Origin of the sequence: Phenylobacterium aquaticum (genome assembly GCF_947378715.1) — a bacterium.
Classification (GTDB): Bacteria; Pseudomonadota; Alphaproteobacteria; order Caulobacterales; family Caulobacteraceae; genus Phenylobacterium; species Phenylobacterium aquaticum_A.
This window is the reverse complement of the sequence record NZ_CANCLE010000010.1, coordinates 21,354-42,447: the sequence shown is the minus strand read 5'-3', so window position 1 is coordinate 42,447 and position 21,094 is coordinate 21,354. Positions and strand designations below refer to the sequence as shown.

Below are 21,094 nucleotides of genomic sequence, written 5' to 3'. Positions count from 1 at the left end.
TGCAGCTTGCCGACGAAGGTCAGGTGCGAGGACAGCGACTTGGAGCCCGTACCGAGCTTGGAGAGCGCGGTCGAGACGTTGCCGATCGAGGTGGCGACGGTGGCGATCATGTTCGCCGCCGTGGTCTGGGTGCCGATCGAGTCGGTCGCCGCCACGGTGACGTTGCCGCCGCCGAGGGACAGGTCCTGGGCGTTGACAGTCAGCTTGGAGGTGCCGTCCGCGTCGGCCAGGGCGGCGATGGTCGTGCCGCCCGACTTGATCATGTTGACGCCGTTGAAGGTGGCGTTGGTCACGGCCTTGCCGATCTGATCGCGCAGGGCCTTGAAGTCTTCGTTCAGCGCGGTGCGCGAGGAGGCGTCGAGGCTGGAGTCGGAAGCGGCGAGGGCCTTTTCCTTCATCTGCAGCAGCAGGTCCGACACGGCTTCACCGCCGGCGATGGCGACGTCCACGGTCGATTGGCTGCGTTGCACCGAGTCCTTGACGGCGTTCAGCGAGCCGGAGGTCGAACGTTGGTTCTGGGCGATGGCCCAGATGGCGCCGTTGTCCTTGGCCGAGGCCACCTTCTTGCCGGTGTTGATGCGGTTTTGAACCTGCATCAGGTCGGACTGGGTGGAGTTGAGGTTTTGCAGGGCAACCATGGCCCCGACGTTGGTATTGACGCTATTCGGCATCAAGTCGTCCTTTTCTCAGGTGTCCGGCCGTCATTTTGGCAGCCGCAGGCGTTTTGCCCGCTACAGCGAATAGCACCGGCTTAATTAGCGCCCGGTGAATCGCAGGAGGAAAGTTCGGCGATGAAGTGAATTTCCGATCGTATACAGTAAATAGAATATTCTATCGGTGTTTAAGTTTGATTCACTCTCGCCTGTGGCCGGGGATGCCGGGGCCACAGCGCGATGGGCCGTTAATCTTCGTAAACAGCACTTCCTAAGTCTTAACGCGAGCCGCGCAGCGTCGCACCAAGCCTCATTGTGGGTTCCCCACCCCGATGCGGGGAGTTGGGGTGTTGCCAGTCCTGGCCAGGGGCGGGCCCCATGCCGGCCCGGAGGAACACCCATGAAAACGTCGCTCGCCGCGCTCACCGCCACCGCGCTTTGCGCCCTGGCAGGCGCCGCCCATGCCCAGACCGCCGGCGCCGCGCCGGTCGCCCAGGCCACCCTCACCGCGCTCAAGGCCTGCGCCGCCAACGCCCAGGGCGCCCTGGCCTTCAACCCGCCCTCACCCGGCCTCGACGCCGCCGGGGTGATCCTGGCCGATTCCGGCTATGCGCCCGACCTCGCCGCCTTCAAGGACATCAGCCCCAGCGAACGCTTCGCGGCCGCGGTCAATTCCGCCCAGGGCCAGATCATCCTGATGAGCGACACCACCCGCCAGATCTGCCGCCTGGCGGTCGAGGATATCACCCCGGCCCAGGTGGCCCTGGTGCAGGCCGCCGTGCGCGGCATGGCCGGCGACTGGGTCCCGCAGTCCAACACCGGCGGCGCCACCACCTATTCCGGCACGGTCGCCGGCTCGTCCCAGCTGATGTTCGAGGTCCGGGTCCCGGCGCCTAAGACCGGCTATGGCACGGCCAACTTCATTCTGACGGTGATGAACCCGGCAGGTCCGGGCTAAGTCCCGGGCCGCACGCCGATCGGCAGGCCGCCGAGATCGTCGAACAGGCCAGGTGCATCGCTCAGCCGGGCCTGTTCGATCGAGAGCAACTTGAGCTTGGTGTCGGTTCCGCCCGGCGCCGAGAAGCCGACCAGCTTGCCGCCGGCCCCCATCACCCGATGGCAAGGCACGACGATGGGCCAGGGATTGCGGCCCATGGCCTGGCCGACGGCGCGGGCCTCGCGGGGGGCGCCGGCCGCCGCAGCGATCTCACCATAGGTCCGGGTCTGGCCCGGCGGCACGGCGCGGGCGGCGGCATAGACCCGGACCAGGAACTCGGACATCCCGGCCATGTCCAGCACGACCCCGGTAAGGTCGGTGCGGCCGTCGGCCATCAGGGATGTGATCGCCGCGATCGCAAAGGCGGCTTCAGGCGAGGGCGCGGACTCCACCGCCGCGGGCCAGCGCCGCGCGATCCGGGCGTGGGCGGCGGACGCCTCGCCCTCCGGCAACAGGGTTCCGATCAGGCCGACCTCGTTCCAGATCACCCCGCACAGGCCGATCGCCGTCTCGAAGAGCGCGAAGCCTGGCCGGGTCATGGAAGCTGGCCTCAGCCGGCGCCGATCCGCCCGACGCCCGGCAGGACGCCCAGCAGTTCGATGCGGAAGATCAGCACGCTATTGGCCGGAATGTCGCCGCCGCCGGCCCCTTGCTCGCCATAGCCCAGCTCCGGCGGCACATAGAGGATCCATTCGTCCCCCGGGCGCATCAGGGCCAGGGCCTCGATCCAGGCCGGGATCAGGCCGTTGAGCGGGAAGGAGGCCGGAACGCCGCGATCATAGGAGGAATCGAACACCTTGCCGGCCAGGGGTTGGCCGGGAGGGCCGAGCAGCTTGCCCTCATAGTGGACCTTGACCTCGTCCTGCTTCTGCGGCCGCAGGCCGTCGGCCGGACCGGTCCGGACCACCTTGAACTGCAGGCCGTCGGGCAGGACATGGACCGCCGGGTCCTTGGCGTTGGTCGCCAGGAAGGCCTTGGCCGCGGTCAGGTTCTCGGCCGCCGCCTTCTTGTCCGGACCGCAGCCGGCCAGGGCCATCGCGCAGGCCAGGACGACGAAAAGACGCTTCATCTGCAACTCCTAGATCGTGCGCGGAGGATAGCCGGCCACCCGCAGCGCATCCATGATCTCCTGGGTGTGCTGGGCGTCGCGGGTTTCCATGGTGACGTCGAACTCGGCGCCCTTGGCCGGCACGTCCAAGGACAGGCGGTTGTGGGCGACCTCGATGATATTGGCCCCCATATTGCCGATGATCGCCGAGACATTGGCCAGCAAGCCCGGCCGGTCGTCGCCGATGATGCGGATCGAGACCAGCCGCTGGTCGCGGATCAGCTCGCGGGTCAGGACCGAGGCCAGGAGGCGGGTGTCGATATTGCCGCCCGTGATGATCAGCCCGACCTTCTTGCCGGCGAAATGGCTGGGATAGGCCAGCAGGGCGGCGAGCGACGCGGCGCCCGCGCCTTCGACCACGGTCTTCTCCACATTGCAGTAGAGGGCGACGGCGCGCTCGAAATGCGGCTCCTCGATCAGCAGCACCTCGTCGATCAGCGGCCGGGCGATGGAATAGGAGAGCTCCCCCACCGACTTGACGGCGATGCCCTCGGCGATGGTCGCCCCGCCGGCGCCCGGCGTGCCGTTCACCCCGCGCATCTTGGCGGTGAAGGAGGGGTACATGGCCGGCTCCACCCCCACCACCTGGATATTGGCGTTGAGCGACTTGGCCACGGTGGCGCAGCCGGCGATCAGACCGCCGCCGCCGATCGGGATCGGCAGCACCTCGAGATCCGGCTGGTCCTCAAGCATCTCCAGCGCCACGGTGCCCTGGCCGGCCATGACCTGCAGGTCGTTGAACGGGTGGATGAAATTGAGGTCGCGCTCCGCACAGAGCCGGTAGGCGACGGCAGAGGCCTCGTCATAGTTCTCGCCCTCCAGCACCACATTGGCCCCATGGGCCCGGGTCTGCTGCACCTTCACGAAGGGGGTGTTGCGCGGCATGACGATGGTGACCGGTATGCCCAGCCGGGCGGCGTGATAGGCCAGGCCCTGGCTGTGATTGCCGGCCGAGGCGGCGATCACCCCGCGCTTGGCGACATTGTCTCCCAGCTGCAGCAGGGTGTTGAGCGCGCCGCGCTCCTTATAGGCGGCGGTGAATTGCAGGTTCTCGAACTTCACCCACACCTCGGCCCCGGTGATCTCCGACAGGGTGCGGCTATGGCGCAGCGGCGTGCGCTCAATATGCCCCTTCAGCCGGTCAGCGGCCGCGCGGACGTCGTCGAGGGAAAGGGTCATGGAGACAAAAGCCGGGGTGGAAGCGGGGGGCCACCTCTAATGGCGCAAGGCGTGGGGGGCAATGGGCCGGGATCGGATGAACGCCCCCTACTCCACCTGCTTCAGGATCTTCTCCACGGCGGCCAGGCGGGCGGGGACGTCGGCCAGGACGGACTGGAGACCGGCCAGGGCGGCGGCGGTCTCGGACTGGCCGGCCACGGCCTTCTCGGCGATCTGGCGATAGGCCTCCTCCGCGCCCAGGCGGGCCTTGGCCTGCTGGATGGCGGCATAGGCCCGCAGGCCGAACACCACGATCACGGTGCCGAGGATGAGGCTGAGGGTGGTGAAGAAGACGGGGGCGGACATGGGGGTTCCTTCTCAGGTCTCGGATTTCGTGGTGAGGGTGGCGACCAGGGCGGTGATGGCGGCGGGGGTCAGGTCGAGGACGAAGGGCGCGACCTCGAAATAGTTGAGCGCCTTGCCGTCGGCGCCGAGCTCCAGCTGGCTGGTGACCAGGCCGGCCTCCTCCAGCTTCTGAAGATGCAGGTGCAACAGGGGGCGGCTGATGCCGATCTCGCGGGCCAGCTGGCTGACATAGTTGCGGCCGCCGGCGGTGAGGGCGGCGATGATCCGCAGGCGATGCGGACTGGCGAGCGCCGACAGCCTGGCCAATAGCTGGTCTCCCGCGCTAGGCAATTGGACGCTCCCTTTCATATGTAAGAAATAACTGACGCATATGGAAAGTCAAGCCTGCCGATCGGGGGCGCCCCTCCACGGATCAGGGCGCCTTGGAGGCCAGATAGGCGGTGATGTCGGTGATCTGGGCGTCGGACAGGCCCGAGGCGGGGACCAGCATCTGAGCCACCGCAGGCCCGGACCGGGCGCCGGAGCGGATATCCCAGAGCATGCGGGCCAGATAGGCCGGCGCCCGGCCGGCCAGGGGCGGAGCGCCGTCCCGGCCCTTGAGATCGCCGCCATGGCAGCTGGCGCAGGGCTGGCCGCCCGGGCCGCCGGAGCGGACCAGGGCCTCGCCCCGGGCGATCGAACCCCGGGGGACATAGTCGACGATGCCGGCATGGGGATCGTGCAGCGCCATGCGCGGCCAGGACTCCGCCACCTCCACGATCGCGCCGTTCAGCGGTTGGGCCGGGGCGCCCTCCACCAGGTCCATCCAGCCCCAGGGACTGGGCTTCACGGCCGGCGCCGTATCGGCCTCGACCACCCGCACGAAGGGCCGGCGCGGCAGGGACGCATAATAGGCTGCGGCCTGGGCCAGTTCGGCGTCGGTCACGGCCTTGGCGACGGCGATCATCTCCTCGGTGTCGGCCCGCCGGGGCTGCTGGGCGGAAACCCGACGGCCGGCGCGGAACTCACCGACCTGCTGGACGATATAGGCGGCGGGCAGGCCATTGAGGTCGGCGGCGCCGACAAACCCCGTCCCGCTATAGAGATGACACTCCGCGCAGGGGAGCGGGCCACCCGGCCTTCGGCTGGTGACGGACTGCGGCGCCGGCGGATGGTCCTGCGGCGACCAGTCGACCACATGGCTGTCGTCGCTGAGCTCGGCCTGGGTGAAGGTCCGCGACGACCCGGGAAGCGTCTGTGGGCCCGGCGGCGCAGGCGGGATCGGCGCCTCAGGGCCATCGGGATAGGCCCAGGCCAGGCCGGGACCCGGCGCGGCCGGCGGCTTGGCGAGGGGGGCGGGCGCCGGCCCGCAGGCGGTGAGCGCGCCCAGGACGCAGAGCAGCGGAAAGAGGGCGCGCATAGGGCTCCTTGGACACCAGGACCCAACCCTATCCAGGCGGTCCGGAGCCGGCAACCGCCGGCGGCGTCAGACCTCCAGGCGATCGTCCGGCCGGGCCACCAGCATGTAGAGGGCGGGCATCAGGAAGACGCTGATCAGCAGGCGCGAGAACAGGCCGCTGACGATCACCAGGGCGAAGGGCCGCTGGGAATCGGTGCCGACCCCGGTGGCGAGCGCCGCTGGCAAGAGGCCGAGCGCCGCCACCAGGGCGGTCATCATGATCGGCCGCAGGCGCAGGATCGCCCCTTCCCGCACCGCCTGCTCTAGCGGCACGCCGTCGCGACGCAGCTCGTTGACATAGGAGATGAACACCACGGCGGTCTGCACCGAGACCCCGAACAGGGCCAGGAACCCGACCCCGGACGAGACAGAGAACGGAGTGCCCGTCACCCACAAAGCGATCAGGCCACCGACCGGCGCCGACAGCAGCACCCCCAGCACGGTGATGAAGGGGAACTTGAAATTGGCGTAGAGCATGAACAGCAGGAAGAAGATGATCGCCACGGTCAGAGGCAGGATCACGCTGAGCTGGGCTCGCGAGGCGGTGTATTCAGAATATTCCCCGCCCCAGTCGGCGCGATAGCCGCGCGGCAGGTCGACCTTGGCCTTGACCTGGGAGATCGCCTCGCCGACCGCGCCCGCCAGGTCGCGGCCCTCGACCGAGAACTGCACGCCGATATAGCGGGAATTGTCCTGGCGATAGACGAAGGCCGCGCCATTGGTGACGGCGATGTCGGCGAAGGTCTTCAGCGGGATCTGCTGGCCGCCGGGGGTCGCGACCAGGATGTCGCCGATGGCTTGCGGATTGTCGCGGTACTTCTCGTCCAGCCGCACGACCAGGTCGAACTGCTTTTCCTGCTGCACCACCTGGGTGGCGACATCGCCGCCGATGGCGGTCTGGATGACCGCATTGATGTCGGAGACGTTGAGGCCGTAGCGGGAGATGGCGTCGCGGTTGACCTTGAGGGTCAGGCTGGGCTGGCCAAGCTCCTGCACCAGGGTGACGTTGTGGATGCCGCGCACATGCTCCAGCACCCGTTTGATCGCCTTGCCCTTCTGTTGAAGGGTGACGAGGTCGGTTCCGAACACCTTGACCGCCAGGGCGCTCTTCAGGCCGGTCTCGGCCTCGTCGACCGCGTCCTCGGCCGGCTGGGTGTAGTTGAAGGTGATGCCCGGAAAGGCCTGGAGCTTCTGGTTGATCGCCTTGATCAGCCCGGCCTTGTTCCGATAGGGCCCGGTCCACTGGGAATAGGGCTTCAGGCCCACGAAGAACTCGGCGTTGAAGAAGCCGGTGGGGTCGGTGCCGTCATCCGGCCGCCCCAGCTCGGAGGAGACCATGGTCACGTCCGGGAAGGATCGCAGGATGTCGCGGATCTGGGGCGCGATCCTGGCCGATTCATCGAAGGAGATCGTGTAGGGCATGGTCGCCCGCACCCAGAGCGTGCCTTCGTCCAGCTGCGGCATGAACTCGCCGCCGATGAAGGGCAGCAGGAGCAGGGAGGCCGCCAGCACCACGCCGGTCGCCGCCGTGGTGCGCCAGGGATGGGCCAGACAGGCGTCCAGCCCCTTGATATAGGCGGCCTTGACCGCCTCGAAGGCGCGGTTGCGCCGCTCCTTCACGCCGGCCCGCATGAACCAGGCGCAGAGCACCGGCAGCAGGGCCAAGGTGACGGCCAGCGAGCCGATCAGGGCGAAGACCATGGTGTCGGCCATGGGCTTGAACAGGATGCCCGAGGGACCCGACAGCACATAGATCGGCAGGAAGCTGACCACGATCACCGCCACGGCGAAGAACAGCGGCCGGTCCACCTCGGCGGCGGCGTCACGGACCACTTCGCGGACGTTCATCGGCGCGCCTTCGCGCAGCGCGATCTGGCGGAAGATGTTCTCGACCATCACCACCGCGCCATCGACCAATATGCCGAAGTCGATCGCCCCGATGGACAAGAGGTTGGCCGACGCCCCCTGGATGTCCAGGCAGACGAAGGCGAACAAAAGCGCCAGCGGAATGGTGGTGGCGACGATCAGGCCGGCGCGGACGTCGTAGAGGAAGAAGATCAGCACTACGACCACCAGGACCATGCCGCGCAGCAGGTTCTCCATGACGATGTCGGTGGTCAGGTGGATCAGCTGGGTGCGGTCATAGAAGGGGACGATCTTGACGTCCTTGGGCAGGACCTGGTCGTTCAGCTCCCGGGTCTTGGCCTGGACGCCCTTGAGCACGTCCTGGGTCTTTTCCCCGGTGCGCAGCATGACCACGCCCTCGACCGCGTCATCCTGGGTCTGGTAGCCGAACTGGCCCAGCCGGGGCGCTATGCCGATGCCGACCTTGCCGACGTCCTTGAGCAGGACCGGGACCCCGTCATGCACGGCCAGGACGATCTTGCCGATGTCCTCGACGGTCTCCAGCCGGCCCTCGCCGCGCACATAGTAGAACTGGCCGCCCTGGGAATAGAAGCCGCCGCCGGCATTGGCGTTGTTGGCGGCGATGGCCGATTCCACCTGGGCGGCGGACAGGCCGAAGCCGGCGATCTTCGCCTGGTCCAGCATCACCTGGTACTGCATCGAGCCGCCGCCGAAGCCGGAATCATCGGCGACGCCCGGCACGGCGCGATAGGCCGGCTCGACGGTCCACTCCTCCAGGGTCTTCAGCTCCATGGGCGAGCGGTCGGGGCTTTGCAGCACGTAGCGATAGATCAGGCCGGACGGCGAGGTGAGCGGCGAGACCGAGGGCGCGACCCCGTCCGGCAGGCTGAGGTCGCCCAGCCGGTTGAACACCTCCTGGCGGGCGAAATTGTTGTCTGTCCCATCCTTGAAGTTCAGCACCACGTCGCTGAGGCCATAGAGCGAGACCGAGCGGGAGGTGGTGGTCTGGGGCACGCCGTTCAGGCCGCGCTCGATCGGCACGGTGATCAGCCGCTCGACCTCCTCGGCGGCGTGGCCGGGCCATTGGGTGATCAGCTCGACGCTGGGCGGCGACAGGTCGGGATAGGCGTCGACCGGCAGGCGGGTCAGGGAGCGCACGCCCATGCCGACCAGCAGCAGGGCGATGATGAGGATCAGCAGCGGCTGCGCCAGGGCGAAGGCGACCAGGCGGTTCATCACCGAGGGGGAGCGCGGCGCGGCCTCGATCTCGGGCGGCGCGTCGCTCATTGGCTTTCCATGAACTGCAGGAACAGGGCGCCATCGACCACGATCCGGTCGCCGGATTTCAGGCCGTCGGCGATCTCGTACTGATCGCCAGTGCGATCGCCCAGGGTCACGTGGCGCCGCGCGAAAGCGCCGTCGGCCAGGGCCACATAGACGAAGGCCAGGTTCTCATCATCACGCAGCACGGCGGAGGTCGGGGCCAGCAAGCCGGCGCTGGGCGCCCGCGCATGGATCCGCACCCGCACATACATCTGCTTTTTCAAGAGGTCGCCGGGATTGGCCACCACCACCCGGGCCAGCACGGCGCGGGTGTCGGGGTTCACCACGGCGGAGAGGTTGTCGACCGTGCCCGAGACGCCGCGCGCGGCGGCCCCGTTCTGGACCTCGGCCGTGTCGCCCACATGGACGGAGGCCAGGTCGGCGTCGGGGATCTGGGCCATCACCCAGACCCGCGACAGGTCAGCGACGGTGAAGGCCGGGGTCGCCCCGGCCTGCAGCAGCTGGCCCGGGGTGATCAGCTTCTCGGCCACGGTTCCGGCGATCGGCGCGCGGATCACCCCCTCCACATGGGCGACCGGCCGGCCGGCCTGCAGATCGCGCAGGGTCGCCGGATCGACGTCCAGCGAGGCCAGGGCCTGCAGCGCCGCGTCGCGGTCGGCGGCGGCGTTGGCGGCGTCGGTGTCGGCCTGCAGGGCCTCGCGCTGGGAGATGCCGTTGTGGGCCAGGAGATCGCGGTCGGCCTCGGCCAGTTTCTGGGTGGTCTGGGCGGTGGCCACGGCCTTGCGATAGCCGGCGACGGCGGCGGCGAAGTCGGGCGACTCGACCATGGCCAGGGGCTGGCCCTTGCGCACGAGGTCGCCGGGCTGGACCAGCAGCCGGGTCACCGGGCCGGAGAAGGGCGCCAGGACGCTGGTCGCCTGGTCATTGTCGAAGTCGACGACGCCGGTGGCCTCCACCGTCCGGCTGAACGCCCCGGAACTGACGGCATAGAGCCGGATGTGCTCGCGCTGGGCGGCGGTCAGGGTCAGGTTGCGGGCGACCGGCGCCGGCGGCTCGGCCTTGGGCGTGCAGCCGCCCAGCCCCATGGCGGCGAACGCCGCCAGCATCAGGGCGCGGGCGCGCCACGGCCCCCGGAGCGGTTCAGTGTCCATCTTGATTCCCGGAAAACTCCGCGCGGCGCCACCAGCCCCCGCCCAGCGCCTGGTACAGAGCCGTGGTGTCGGCATAGCGGGCGGCCTGCGCCTGGATCAGGCCGATCCGCGCCTGCTGATAGCCCTGCTCGGCGCTCAGCAGCGCCAGATAGCTGGCGTAGCCGGCGCGCCATTGGCGCTCCGACAGGTCCAAGGTGAGCCTGGCGGCGTCGGCCGAGGCGGCCGCAGCCTTCAGGCCCTCGGCGTCATGCTCCAGGGCCGCCAGGGTGTCGGCGACATTCTGCAAAGCGGTCAGCACGGTCGAGCGATACTGTTCGGAGGCCTGGACATAGCTGGCCCGGGCGGCGCGTTCCTGGTGCAGCAGCGAGCCACCCTGGAAGACCGGCGCGGTCACGGCGGCGCTGAGATCCCAGAAGCCGCCGCCAGGTCCGAAGGCGTGGCTGAAGGCCAGCGCCGTCGCGCCGGCGTCACCGGTGATCTGCAGGCTGGGCAGGCGGTTGGCGACCGCGATCCCGATCTGGGCGCTGGCGGCGTGCAGATTGGCCTCAGCCTGCAGCACGTCCGGCCGCTGGGCCACCAGGTCCGAGGGCAGGCTGAGCGGCAGGTCCTGGGGCAGGGTCAGGCTGGCGAGGTCCAGGTCCTCCGGCGGCGCCTGGCTGGGGAAGCGTCCGGTCAGGGCGGCCAGCAGGTCATGTTGCTGGGCCAGCTGGGTCAGCAGCGGCGGCAGGGTGGCGGCGGTCTGGGCCAGCTGGGCGCGCTGGGCGGCGACATCCAGCGGGCTCGCATAGCCCTTGTTCGCCTGGTAGCTGACCGCCTCCAGGGCCTTGGTGTTGAGCGCGATCAGCTCATGGGTCGCGTCGATCTGGGCGCGCAGCGAGGCGTCCTGGATCGCGGCGTTGGCGACATTGGCGGTCAGGGTCAGATAGGCGGCCAGCATCTGGTCGCGGGCCGCCTGTTCCTGGGCTTGCAGCGATTCATGGGTGCGGCGGTTGAGACCGAACACATCCGGCGCATAGGCGATGCTGACCTGGGGCGTGAACAGCCTGGACCGGACGACATTGGGCGTCGAGGTCGGCGCCGGGTCCGAGGTCCGGCTTCGCGCGCCGGTCAGGCCCGCCGAGACGCCGGGCAGGAAGGCGCCCCTCTGGGCCAGGGTGTTCTCCCGCGCCACGGCCAGGGCCGCCTGGGCCGCCTTCAGATCGGGATTGGCCTTGAGCGAGCGGTCGACCAGGGCGGTGAGCGCCGGGGAATGGAACAGGGTCCACCAGTCGCCGGAGATGTCGGTCGTGGACCTCAGGCTCTGGGCCGCGCCGCCGGCCACGTCCGGCGTGGCGACCGTGGTCGCGGGGGTTTCGGCGGCGTAGCTGTTCACCACCGGCGGGGCGGGGCGCTTGAAGTCCGGACCGACCGCGCAGCCGGCGACCGCCAGGCAGGCCAGGATCGCGAGACAGGACGGAACGCGCCTAGGCGACGGACTCGTGGGCGACAACTCGGCAGCTCGCTTTGCACTTGACCGGCAAAGCCTCGGCGCGACGCGCCATCAGCTCCCGACCCCCTCAGCCATAACTGTATAACATAGCAGGGCGGGACCCATGGCTAGTCCCGGCCGCGCGAAATCTCCGCGCGGGATCAAAACGAGCCGTATGAGGCGCGAATATGGCGGCAAGGCCGCCGGTCAGCGCAGACCGCGAATGACGTCCAGCCGGCGCATCGCCTTGCCCGGCAATTCGGACACCTTGCCCAAAGGCAGGGCTTCGGCGGCGGCGCGCACCCCATAGGCGGCGCTGCGGATCAGGCTGGAGGGCGAGGGCCGGCCGACGAAGCCGAAGCCGACGCCCTGGCCGCGATTGGCCAGCTCGCGCTTGAACCGGTAGTCGCCCGGGCCGAGGTCGAGCCGCGAATAGGGTGTGTGGTCCATCCAGCGCAGGATGTCCTGGAACAGCAGGAGGCCGGGGGAATAGCGCTCGAACTGGGGATCGTGGGCGATCAGCCAGCCATGGATGGTGCGCCGGCCGCGCAGATGCAGATGCACCGCCGCCAGCTGCTCGCCGAAATGCAGGGTGAACAGGACGGCGCCGAAGTCGGGATCGCGGCTGGCGAACAGGTCGCGCAGCAGCCGCATGGTCCAATGGGCGGCGAAGATGTCGGTCTGGCCGGTGGCCGCCAGCTGGGCGCGCTTCCAGTCGATCAGGGTGTCGAGGTCGGAGCGGGCGCGGGAAAAGGCGGTGAAGCGCACCGGGCCGATCTCACGCTCGACCTTGCGGCGCTTCTTGTCGCAATCCTTGAGCACCGAGGTCCCGGCCTCGCGCCGGCCATGGGCGTAGACCTCGTAGCCGCCGGTGGTGTCGACCACGTGGCTGACCAGGTGGCCGCGGGCGAAGGGGGCGAAGACCGGGTCCTCGTCCAGCATGTGGCAGAAGTCAAAGCGCTGGACGCCCAGGGCCGCCACCAGCTGGCGCGGATCGAGGTCGAGATCGGGCTCGGCGACCAGGCCCTGATAGTCGCACATGGGCGCGCCGGCCGGCATGGCGGTGACCTGGCCGGTGCGGGCGGCGAAATAGCCGACGTCGCGGTCGTCCTGGCGCATGACGGCGATGCGGATCGGACGGGTGGAATCGCCCTGGGCGCGCTCGACGGCGCGGGCCCAGTTGGGCGACAGGAACGGGCTGTCCAGCGCGATGTCGGAGGCCTGCAGCTCCGCCCACCGCGCCAGGCGCGCGGCGGAGAGATCCTGGGGACGAAGGACTTCGATTTCCACGGCGGGCGTTCCGGATGCGCGAGACTGTCGGGTCTTGTACGCCGCCAGTCCTTTCCGGGGGGTTGAAGAGTCCGATTCAGAAATCTGGAGCCTTTCTGAATCCGAAGAGTGCGTCACACTTTTCGGGAAAGGCTCACGCCGCGTCGGCGTCGAACTCGCTGACCCAGTGCCCCGGCGCCACCTCCAGCAGCTTGGGCGAATAGGGCGGCTCGTCGCCCAGGCGCGAGGGCAGGAACCGCAGGGCCGCCTTGGGATCGAGCGGGCTGGGCGGCTCCCCCGACAGCCTCAACCGCTTGCGGCTGCGCTCCACCGCCGGATCGGGAATCGGGGCCGCGGACAAGAGCGCCCGGGTATAGGGGTGGCGCGGATCGGCATAGAGGCGGTCGCGGTCGGCCTGTTCCATCACCCGGCCGAGATAGAGCACCATCACCCGGTGGCTGATCTCGCGCACCACGGCCAGGTCGTGGCTGATGAAGATCATCGCCAGGCCCATCTCCCGCTGCAGGGCGATCAACAGGTCGATGATCTGGGCGCGGATCGAGACGTCGAGGGCCGAGACCGCCTCGTCGCAGATCACCAGCTTGGGCCGCAGGATCATGGCCCGGGCGATGCCGACCCTCTGGTTCTGACCACCGCTGAGTTCATGCGGATAGCGGTTGATCAGGGCCGGATCGAGCCCGACCTTCTGCATCATCGCCACCACCTCGGCCTCGCGCAGGCGGCGGTTGAGGTCGGGGCGGAAGACCACCAGCGGCTCGGCGATGGATTCGCCGATGGCGGCGCGGGGGTCGAGACTGGCCAGCGGGTCCTGGAATACGATCTGCAGGTCGCGCCGGGCCGAGCGCATGGCCTCGCGCTCGGCATGGGTGATGTCGGCGCCCATCAGGGTGACCGCGCCCGAGGTGGCCGGCAGCAGGTTGAGCACGGCCCGCGACAGGGTGGACTTGCCGCAACCGGACTCGCCCACCACGCCCAGGGTCTCGCCCTCGCGCACCTGGAAGCTGACCCCATCGACGGCGCGCAGGTTCCGGGGCTTGCCGAACAGGCCCCGCTGCACCGGGAACCAGACCTTGATGTCCTTGCCCTCGACCACCACCGGCGCCTTGGCCGGGACCGGCATGGGGGTCGGGCGGCCGCCCCGGTCGCCGCGGTCCAGGCGCGGAATCGCCGCCAGCAGGGCGCGGGTGTAGTCCGTGCGCGGGGCAGAGAAGATCGCCTCGGCGGTCCCCTCCTCCACATAGGCGCCGTCCTTCATCACACAGACCCGGTCGGCCAGCCGGGCGATGACCCCCATGTCGTGGGTGATCAGCACCATGGCCGCGCCGGTGTCGCGGGCCAGTTCGGCCATCAGGTCGAGAATCTCGGCCTGGACCGTGACGTCGAGCGCCGTGGTCGGCTCGTCGGCGATCAGCAGTTCGGGGCGGCAGGACATGGCCTGGGCGATCATCACCCGCTGGCGCATGCCGCCGGAGAGCTCGTGCGGATAGGCGTTCATGCGGTCGCCGGCGTCAGGAATGCGCACCCGCTGCAGCCACTCCAGGGCCTGGACCTTGGCGTCGCGATCCGAGAGGCCGAGATGCAGGCGCAGGGGCTCGGCGATCTGCTCGCCGATCCGCACATGGGGGGTGAGTGCGGTCAGGGGGTCCTGGAAGATCATGGTCATCTTCGAGCCGCGCACCTTGTTCAGGGCGGCGGGCTTCAGCCCCAGGAGCTCCTGGCCCCGGAATTTCGCCGAGCCCGTAGCCCGGCCGTTGCGCGCCAAGAGGCCCATGATCGCCATGAAGGTCTGGCTCTTGCCCGACCCGCTCTCGCCGACCACCCCCAGGGTCTCGCCCCGCCCGACAGTCAGGGACACGCCGCGCACCGCGCGCACCGCCCCGTCATGGGTGTCGAAATCGACCTTGAGATCCTCGAGACTGAGCACCGGCACAGGGGGGGTAAGCGGCTCGGGCAAGAAGACCTCGGAAGCTGGCGGTTGCGAACATGACCATAGACCCGCCGCATCGTTCCGCGAAAGGATGCAGGCGCGGCCCCGGTCACGCTATAAGTCTCCGTCCACGACCCCGCGCGATTTCCGAGCAGCCTCGATGCGTCCCGATCCCCGTCCCGCCCTGTTCCTCGACCGCGACGGGGTGCTGAACGAAGATCCCGGCTATGTGCACCGCTGGGAGGACTTCCGCTGGATCCCTGGGGCGCGGGAGGCGGTGGCCGCCTTCAACGCCGCCGGCTGGTGGGTGTTCGTGGTCACCAACCAGTCCGGGGTGGGGCGCGGCTACTATACCGAGGCCGACGTCCGGGCCCTGCATGACCAGATGGGGCGGTCGCTGGCCGAGGTCGGCGGCCGGATCGACGCCTTCTACTACTGCCCCGATCACCCCGACGCGGCGGAGGAGGCCTATCGCCATCCCGACCCGCCGGACCGCAAGCCCAATCCCGGCATGCTCTTGAAGGCCATGGCCGACTGGCCGGTGGACGCCGCCCGCTCCCTGATGGTCGGCGACAAGCCGGGCGACGTGGAGGCCGGCGAACGGGCCGGGGTGCGGGCCCTGAAATTCGAGGGCGGTGACCTGATGGCCTTCCTGGCCGAGGAGCTGGAGCGCGCATGACCGCTGTCATTGAGGTCGAGGAGGTCAGCTATGACTATCCCGCCGCCCGGGCCCTGTTCGGGGTGTCCTTCACCGTCGAGGCCGGGGTGGTCCTGGCCCTGGTCGGACCCAATGGGGCCGGCAAGTCGACCCTGATGCGCTGCATCGCCGCCCTGGACGCCCCCACCGAGGGCCGGGTCCGGGTGGCGGGCCTGGATGTCGCCGAGGACCCGCGCGGGGTGCACCGGGTGATCGGCTATCTGCCCGACTTCTTCGGCCTCTATGAAGAGCTGACCGTGCGCCGGGCCCTGACCTACGCCGCCCGGTCGCGGGGCGTGGCCCCGGCGGCGACCGCGCAGGCCGTGGCCCGGGCCGCCGGCCGGGTGGACCTGACCGACCGGCTGGACCAGCGGGCGGGAGAACTGTCGCGAGGCCTGCGCCAGCGCCTGGCCATCGCCCAGACCATCGTCCACGACCCCAAGGTGCTGATCCTCGACGAGCCGGCGGCGGGGCTCGACCCGGCGGCGCGGCGCAGCCTGTCCCAGCTGATCCTGGCGCTCGCCGCCGAGGGCATGACCATCATGGTCTCCTCCCACATCCTGGCCGAGCTGGAGGACTATTCGACCAGCATGCTGATGATCCAGGACGGTCGGGTGGCCGGCGGCGGGGTGGTCGCGGCCGGGGGCGGAACCCGCGACGGAACCCGGGTGGCGGTGGTGTTCGCCGAGACGCCCGCCGATCTGGACGGGCGGCTCGCGGCCCTGGACGTCACGATCGAGCGGCGCGACGGCGAGACCGTGGTGCTGGCCTGCGACGGCGAGGATGACGCCCTGCTGGCCCGACTGATCGGCGCGGGCCTGAAGGTGAAGAGCTTCTCGCCTGCGCGGCGCACCCTGGAAGACGCCTATCTCTCCGAAGTCCGACCGGGAGCCCGCTCATGAACCCGGAATTCCAACGCAATCTGTGGCTCGAGGCCGCTCCACGTCGGGCCGCCTGGGCGATCCTGACCCTGGGGCTGATCTATCTGGCGGTGGGCATGCTGGCCCATGGCGACACCGACCGCATGATCAGCGCTCTGGGGACGGCCGGCGGGGCGGTGTTCTTCCTTTGCGCCCTGGTCTGGGGATCGCGGGCGGCGGGCCAGTCGGTGCTGACCGAGATCGCGGAGCGGACCTGGGACTTCCAGCGGCTCTCGGCCCTCAGCCCCTGGGCCATGACCTGGGGCAAGCTGGCCGGCGCGACCAGCCTGGCCTGGATCTGCGGCCTGACCGGCCTGGTCTTCGTTGGCCTCAGGGCCCTGACCCAGGACGGCGATCCCTGGGCCATGCTGTTCCTGCCGGCTGCGGCCCTGTTCTTCCAGACCCTGTCGCTGAGCCTGGCCCTGATCGGGGTGCGCAAGGCCCGCGCCGAGGGCCGGGCGGCCCGGGCGGGCGGGGTGCTGGGCGGCCTGGCCTTGGCCATTGTGCTGCTGCTGGGCGTCGCCTCCTCCTCCGGCTTCCAGCGCGGGGCCGGGCTGGGCGGCCTGGGCGCCCTGATCGGCGCGCGCGGCGAGGTGCTGTGGTGGGGCCAGGCCTATGCGGCCGGGCCGTTCCGCGCGCTGGCCACCCTGGCCTTTGCAGCCTGGGCCCTGATCTGCGCCTGGCGGCTGATGCGGCTGGAGCTGCAGATGCGCAACACGCCGCTCATCTGGCCGCTGTTCCTGGTCTTCGTGGCGACCTTCATGGGCGGCTTCGCCTTCCTGCAGGGCGGTTGGGCGCTCAGCCTGGTGACCGGGGCCCTGGCCGTGGCGCTCTGCGCCTATGCCGCCGCCTTCTCCGAACCCGCCGACCGGGTGCGGCTGCGCCAGTTCGCCGCGGCCGCGATCCGGCTGGACCTGGTCCGCGCCGGGCCCCTGACGCCGGCGACCCTGGCCCCGACCCTGCTGGCCGCCGTCCTGGTCGCCGCCAGCTTCGCGGCCGGCGGCGACAACCTGTTCGGTCGCGCGCCCCAGGCCGCCGCCCTGATCGCCTTCCTGCTGAGGGACCTGGGGATCATCGCCCTGTTCCGCTTCGGTCCCCGACCCCAGCGCGGCGACTTCGGGGCCATCGTGGCGCTCGCCGTGCTCTATGCGGTGGGCGGCAGCCTGGGCGCGGCCTTCGCCCAGGGCTTGGGCGCGGCCCTCTTCGCCCCCTTGCCCAATGCCCCCTGGACCAGCTTCGCCTCCGGCCTCGGCCAGGCCCTGATCGCCTGGGCCCTGGCGATCCGCCGGATCGGGGCGCCGGAGAAGACGGGGTAGTCAGTCCAGCAGCCGCTGCAGGGTCGCGAGGTCGTCCGCCTCGCCCGGCGGCTTGTCCCAGCGCAGGCGGTGGATGCGGGGGAAGCGCATGGCGACGCCGGACTTGTGGCGCGTCGAGCGTTGCAGGCCCTCGAAGGCCACCTCCAGCACCAGGCCGAACCCGGGCTCGGCCCGCACCGCGCGAACCGGGCCGAAGCGTTCGACGGTGTTGTCGCGCACGAATTTGTCGATCTCTTTCAGCTCATCGTCGGTGAAGCCGAAATAGGCCTTGCCCACCGGGGTCAGGGTGCGTTGGCCCAGGGCGTCGGTGGTCCAGACCCCGAAGGTGTAGTCGGAATAGAAGCTGGAGCGCTTGCCGTGGCCGCGCTGAGCGTACATCAGCACCGCGTCGATCAGGTGCGGGTCGCGCTTCCACTTGAACCAGGGCCCCTTGGGCCGACCGGCTTCGTAGATCGAATCCGCCCGCTTCAGCATCACCCCCTCGGCCAGCTGGGCGTCACCCTCCGGCGGGGCCAGGCGCAGGGCGGCCAGCGCCGCCCAGGTCGCGAAGGGCTGGAGCGGCGACAGGTCGATGCGGCCGGGCCCCAACCGCGCGACAAAGGCCTCCAGCCGCGCGCGGCGGGCCACGAAGGGCAGGGTCCGCAGGTCCTCCGCCCCCTCGGCCAGGAGGTCATAGGCGCGGATGGCGGCCGGATGGGATTGCAGCAGCCGGGCGTCGACGCTCTTGCGGTTCAACCGCTGCTGCAGGTCGCCGAAACTGGCCAGGGCGCCGTCGCGGACCACCAGCAGTTCGCCGTCGATCACGCCCTCGAAGTCCAGGGCCTGCACCACATCGGGAAAGCTCCTGGAGATGTCGTCGCCGGTGCGGGAATAGAGCCGGCGCACCCCGCCCTCGCTGACCGCCTGGATGCGGATGCCGTCCCACTTCCATTCGGCGAGATAGGCCGCCGGATCGAGGCGGGGGAAATCGACCGCCTCATCGATCGCCTGGGCCAGCATCACCGGGCGGAAGCGGCCTGGCGAGGCAGCCGAGGGGCGGTCGGAGCGCCCCTCCAGCCACGCGAACAGGTCTTCATAGGGCGCATGCAGCCCATGCCAGACCTCCTCGATCTCGCCGACCTCGACCCCGCCCATCTGAGCCAGAGCCTGCTTGGCCAGGCGGGCCGAGACGCCGACCCGCAAGGCGCCGGTCATCAGCTTGAGCAGGGCCCAGCGACCGGTGGGATCCAGGGCGTCGAGCCAGGTCTCGATCAGGGCCTGGACCTCGCTGCGGCTGGCGGAGGTCAGGGCGTCGATCACTTCGGAAAGCTGGGGCTGGCGATTGGCCCCGGGCCGGGCCTCCCAGACCAGGGCCACGGTTTCGGCCAGGTCGCCGACATAGTCATAGGACCAGCGGAACAGCACCGGGTCCATCCGCGCCTCGGCCGCCTTGCGGATGAAGCCGGGCTTGGCGGCGTCGAAGCTGAGCGCGCCGGTCAGGGCGGCCAGCGCCCAGCCCCGGTCGGGATCGGGGGTTTCCGCCAGATAGCCGGCCATCAGGGCGAGCTTGGTGTTGCGCGAGGCGGTGAGCGACAGCCGGTCGAGCAGGTCGGCGAAGGCGCGCATGCTCAGGCCTCCAGGCCCTCTTCGCCCTTCAGCTCGGCCAATATGGTGATCTTCTGCCAGATCTTGCGATTGAGGTCGGAGCAGAGGTTCTCCACGTCGCCGGCCGCGGCGATCACCAGGTGGTCCGGGCTGACCCCGGCATAGATGGCGGTCAGCTTGCCGGTCAGGGCCAGAATCTCGGCGCAATAGTCGAGATAGCGGGTCAGTTCGAAGGCGCCCATGCCGCGATCCGGCGAGGAGGTGGTGCGCGGTCCGCCCTTGGCGGTGGGGTCCTTGGTCAGCTGGTGCATGTCGACCACATGGGCGAAGGCCCGCAGTTCATTGAGCCAGGTCTGGAGGCGCAGCCGCTTCCACCGCGCCTCCAAGGTCAGCAGGAACCAGGCGCCGGCGGCGGTCATCAGGAACAGGTTGAAGGCGGAGTCCACGCCCTGGGCGAGGTCCAGGGGATTGGCGTCGGGGTCGAGGATCCCCCAGCCGAAGCGGTCGAACAACACCGCCTCGGCCGCGAGCCCCGCAGCGATCACCAGGGCGACCAGCAGGCGCAGACCGTAATAGGGCCGGGCCACCGTGCGGGCCCGGGCCGCAGTCTGGCGGGTCAGCACCACCAGCTCGGCGGCGACGGCGGCCAGGCCCGCGCCTGGAAACCGCTCGGTCACCCGGTCGGCGAGCTTCACCGCCGTGAGCTCGACCCGGTCGGCCTCGATCCGGCGATAGGGCTCCCGCGCCATCAATCGTCTCCTGCGTCGTCGTCATAGCCTACCAGAGCCAGGGCCCGGGCGGCGACGCCGTGCGACTGCGACCAGCGGGCCAGGGCCTCCTCCCGGCCGTGGGTGATCCAAAGTTCGCCGGGCCGCAGCTCGTCGACCGTGGCGGTCAGCTCATCCCAGTCCGCATGGTCGGAGAGGATCAAGGGCAGCTCCGTCCCGCGCTGGCGGGCCCGGGCGCGAATCCGCATCCAGCCGGAGGCGAAGGCGGTGACCGGATCGGCGAAGCGCCGCGACCAGCGGTCCTGCAGGGCCGAAGGCGGGGCGATGACGATCTCGCCGGCGAAGTCGCCCTTGGTCGTGGAGGTCGCTGGCGCCAGCGGCCCGAGGTCGACGCCATGGGCCTGATAGAGCCGGTTCAGCCGCTCCAGGGCCCCGTGGACATAGATGGTCCGGTCCCAGCCCGCCTCACGCAGCAGGGCGATCACCCTTTGCGCCTTGCCCAGCGCATAGGCGCCGACCAGGTGGGTGCGTTCCGGGAACTGGGCCACGGAGCGCAGCAGCCGGGCGATCTCCTGCTCGGCCGGCGGATGGCGGAACACCGGCAGGCCGAAGGTCGCCTCGCTGATGAAGACCTCGCAGGGGACCGGCTCGAAGCCCGGACAGGTCGGATCGCGCCGGCGCTTGTAGTCGCCGGAGACCACGCAGGTCAGGCCCTTCCAACGCACCACCGCCTGGGCCGAACCCAGCACATGACCGGCCGGGACCAGGGTGACCTCGACGTCGTCGCGGGCGACGGCCTCGCCATAGGCGCCGGCCTGGGTGGCGCCGGCGAAGTCCGCCCCATAGCGCTCGGCCATGATCGCCAGGGTCTGGGGCGTGGCCAGCACGGCGCCGTGGCCGGCGCGGGCGTGATCGGCGTGGCCATGGGTGATCACCGCGCGGGCCACCGGGCGGACCGGATCGACATAGAAGTCGCCCGGCGGGCAGTAGAGGCCGGCCGGGGTCGGATGCAGCAGGGCCTCGGGCCGGATCACAACCTCGACCTTACGGGAAATTTAGATTGTGAATTCAAGCTCATGACCAAGACTTAACGGGTGTTTCGAAGGGGCCGGACCTATACCCCGCGGCAAGACGAACGGGCCT

General features: G+C 69.9%; 19 protein-coding genes. 4 read left to right on the top strand and 15 right to left on the bottom strand.

Annotated features, from left to right (window positions below):
• Positions 1 to 671 (bottom strand): flagellin (locus Q7P21_RS02960; RefSeq protein ID WP_304175661.1); only part of this gene is annotated, 671 nt, incomplete at its 3' end.
• A gap of 382 nt (positions 672 to 1,053) precedes the next feature.
• Here Q7P21_RS02960 and Q7P21_RS02955 point away from each other — a divergent pair.
• A complete protein-coding gene (locus Q7P21_RS02955) occupies positions 1,054 to 1,611 on the top strand; it encodes a hypothetical protein (protein WP_304165999.1) in 558 nt (185 codons plus the stop codon).
• On the opposite strand, the gene Q7P21_RS02950 is transcribed toward Q7P21_RS02955, so the two are convergent.
• The 11 genes from Q7P21_RS02950 to Q7P21_RS02900 form a co-directional block, all read right to left on the bottom strand.
• Positions 1,608 to 2,189: a methylated-DNA--[protein]-cysteine S-methyltransferase gene (locus Q7P21_RS02950; protein ID WP_304165996.1), complete on the bottom strand. Its 582-nt coding sequence runs from the start codon at positions 2,187 to 2,189 to the stop codon at positions 1,608 to 1,610. The two genes, Q7P21_RS02955 and Q7P21_RS02950, sit on opposite strands and share 4 nt — an antisense overlap.
• A gap of 11 nt (positions 2,190 to 2,200) precedes the next feature.
• On the bottom strand, positions 2,201 to 2,719 hold the full coding sequence (locus tag Q7P21_RS02945; protein ID WP_304165993.1) for an FKBP-type peptidyl-prolyl cis-trans isomerase: 519 nt from the start codon (positions 2,717 to 2,719) through the stop codon (positions 2,201 to 2,203).
• A gap of 9 nt (positions 2,720 to 2,728) precedes the next feature.
• A complete protein-coding gene (locus Q7P21_RS02940) occupies positions 2,729 to 3,937 on the bottom strand; it encodes a threonine ammonia-lyase (RefSeq protein WP_304165990.1) in 1,209 nt (402 codons plus the stop codon).
• A gap of 87 nt (positions 3,938 to 4,024) precedes the next feature.
• Entirely contained in the window at positions 4,025 to 4,282 is a 258-nt protein-coding gene (locus Q7P21_RS02935; protein ID WP_304165987.1) for a hypothetical protein, read from the bottom strand.
• A 12-nt stretch (positions 4,283 to 4,294) separates the two neighbouring features.
• Positions 4,295 to 4,588 carry a helix-turn-helix domain-containing protein gene (locus Q7P21_RS02930; RefSeq protein ID WP_304175659.1) on the bottom strand — a complete coding sequence of 98 codons (294 nt, stop codon included), beginning with the start codon at positions 4,586 to 4,588 and terminating at the stop codon, positions 4,295 to 4,297.
• Between the two features lie 106 nt (positions 4,589 to 4,694).
• Entirely contained in the window at positions 4,695 to 5,681 is a 987-nt protein-coding gene (locus tag Q7P21_RS02925) for a c-type cytochrome (protein ID WP_304165983.1), read from the bottom strand.
• A 66-nt stretch (positions 5,682 to 5,747) separates the two neighbouring features.
• Positions 5,748 to 8,873, bottom strand: coding sequence for an efflux RND transporter permease subunit (locus tag Q7P21_RS02920; RefSeq protein ID WP_304175657.1), 3,126 nt, complete (start codon positions 8,871 to 8,873; stop codon positions 5,748 to 5,750).
• The gene (locus Q7P21_RS02915) at positions 8,870 to 10,021 is read right to left on the bottom strand and encodes an efflux RND transporter periplasmic adaptor subunit (RefSeq protein ID WP_304165978.1); all 1,152 of its coding nucleotides are present in this window, start codon (positions 10,019 to 10,021) and stop codon (positions 8,870 to 8,872) included. Before Q7P21_RS02915 ends, Q7P21_RS02920 begins: the two co-directional genes overlap by 4 nt.
• The gene (locus Q7P21_RS02910; protein ID WP_304175655.1) at positions 10,011 to 11,510 is read right to left on the bottom strand and encodes an efflux transporter outer membrane subunit; all 1,500 of its coding nucleotides are present in this window, start codon (positions 11,508 to 11,510) and stop codon (positions 10,011 to 10,013) included. Before Q7P21_RS02910 ends, Q7P21_RS02915 begins: the two co-directional genes overlap by 11 nt.
• Before the next feature lie 186 nt (positions 11,511 to 11,696).
• A complete protein-coding gene (locus Q7P21_RS02905) occupies positions 11,697 to 12,779 on the bottom strand; it encodes a GNAT family N-acetyltransferase (protein ID WP_304165972.1) in 1,083 nt (360 codons plus the stop codon).
• Positions 12,780 to 12,912: 133 nt separating this feature from the next.
• The gene (locus Q7P21_RS02900) at positions 12,913 to 14,733 is read right to left on the bottom strand and encodes a dipeptide ABC transporter ATP-binding protein (protein WP_304165970.1); all 1,821 of its coding nucleotides are present in this window, start codon (positions 14,731 to 14,733) and stop codon (positions 12,913 to 12,915) included.
• A gap of 133 nt (positions 14,734 to 14,866) precedes the next feature.
• Between Q7P21_RS02900 and Q7P21_RS02895 the strand changes: the two genes are divergently transcribed.
• The 3 genes from Q7P21_RS02895 to Q7P21_RS02885 are packed head-to-tail and all read left to right on the top strand — an operon-like array spanning position 14,867 to position 17,639.
• Positions 14,867 to 15,385 (top strand): HAD family hydrolase, encoded by a 519-nt coding sequence (locus Q7P21_RS02895; protein WP_304165967.1) that lies wholly within the window; start codon positions 14,867 to 14,869, stop codon positions 15,383 to 15,385.
• Positions 15,382 to 16,305 (top strand): ABC transporter ATP-binding protein, encoded by a 924-nt coding sequence (locus tag Q7P21_RS02890; protein WP_304175653.1) that lies wholly within the window; start codon positions 15,382 to 15,384, stop codon positions 16,303 to 16,305. Before Q7P21_RS02895 ends, Q7P21_RS02890 begins: the two co-directional genes overlap by 4 nt.
• On the top strand, positions 16,302 to 17,639 hold the full coding sequence (locus Q7P21_RS02885; RefSeq protein WP_304175651.1) for a hypothetical protein: 1,338 nt from the start codon (positions 16,302 to 16,304) through the stop codon (positions 17,637 to 17,639). Before Q7P21_RS02890 ends, Q7P21_RS02885 begins: the two co-directional genes overlap by 4 nt.
• Here the strand turns inward: Q7P21_RS02885 and Q7P21_RS02880 are convergent, their stop codons facing one another.
• From Q7P21_RS02880 to Q7P21_RS02870, 3 genes are read right to left on the bottom strand one after another with little or no spacing between them, the layout of a single operon-like run.
• Positions 17,640 to 19,250, bottom strand: coding sequence for a cisplatin damage response ATP-dependent DNA ligase (locus tag Q7P21_RS02880; protein WP_304175663.1), 1,611 nt, complete (start codon positions 19,248 to 19,250; stop codon positions 17,640 to 17,642).
• A complete protein-coding gene (locus Q7P21_RS02875; RefSeq protein WP_304175649.1) occupies positions 19,247 to 19,972 on the bottom strand; it encodes a hypothetical protein in 726 nt (241 codons plus the stop codon). Before Q7P21_RS02875 ends, Q7P21_RS02880 begins: the two co-directional genes overlap by 4 nt.
• Complete coding sequence (locus Q7P21_RS02870; RefSeq protein ID WP_304175647.1) at positions 19,972 to 20,985, bottom strand: ligase-associated DNA damage response exonuclease; 1,014 nt, start codon at positions 20,983 to 20,985, stop codon at positions 19,972 to 19,974. Before Q7P21_RS02870 ends, Q7P21_RS02875 begins: the two co-directional genes overlap by 1 nt.
• Positions 20,986 to 21,094: the final 109 nt, after the last annotated feature.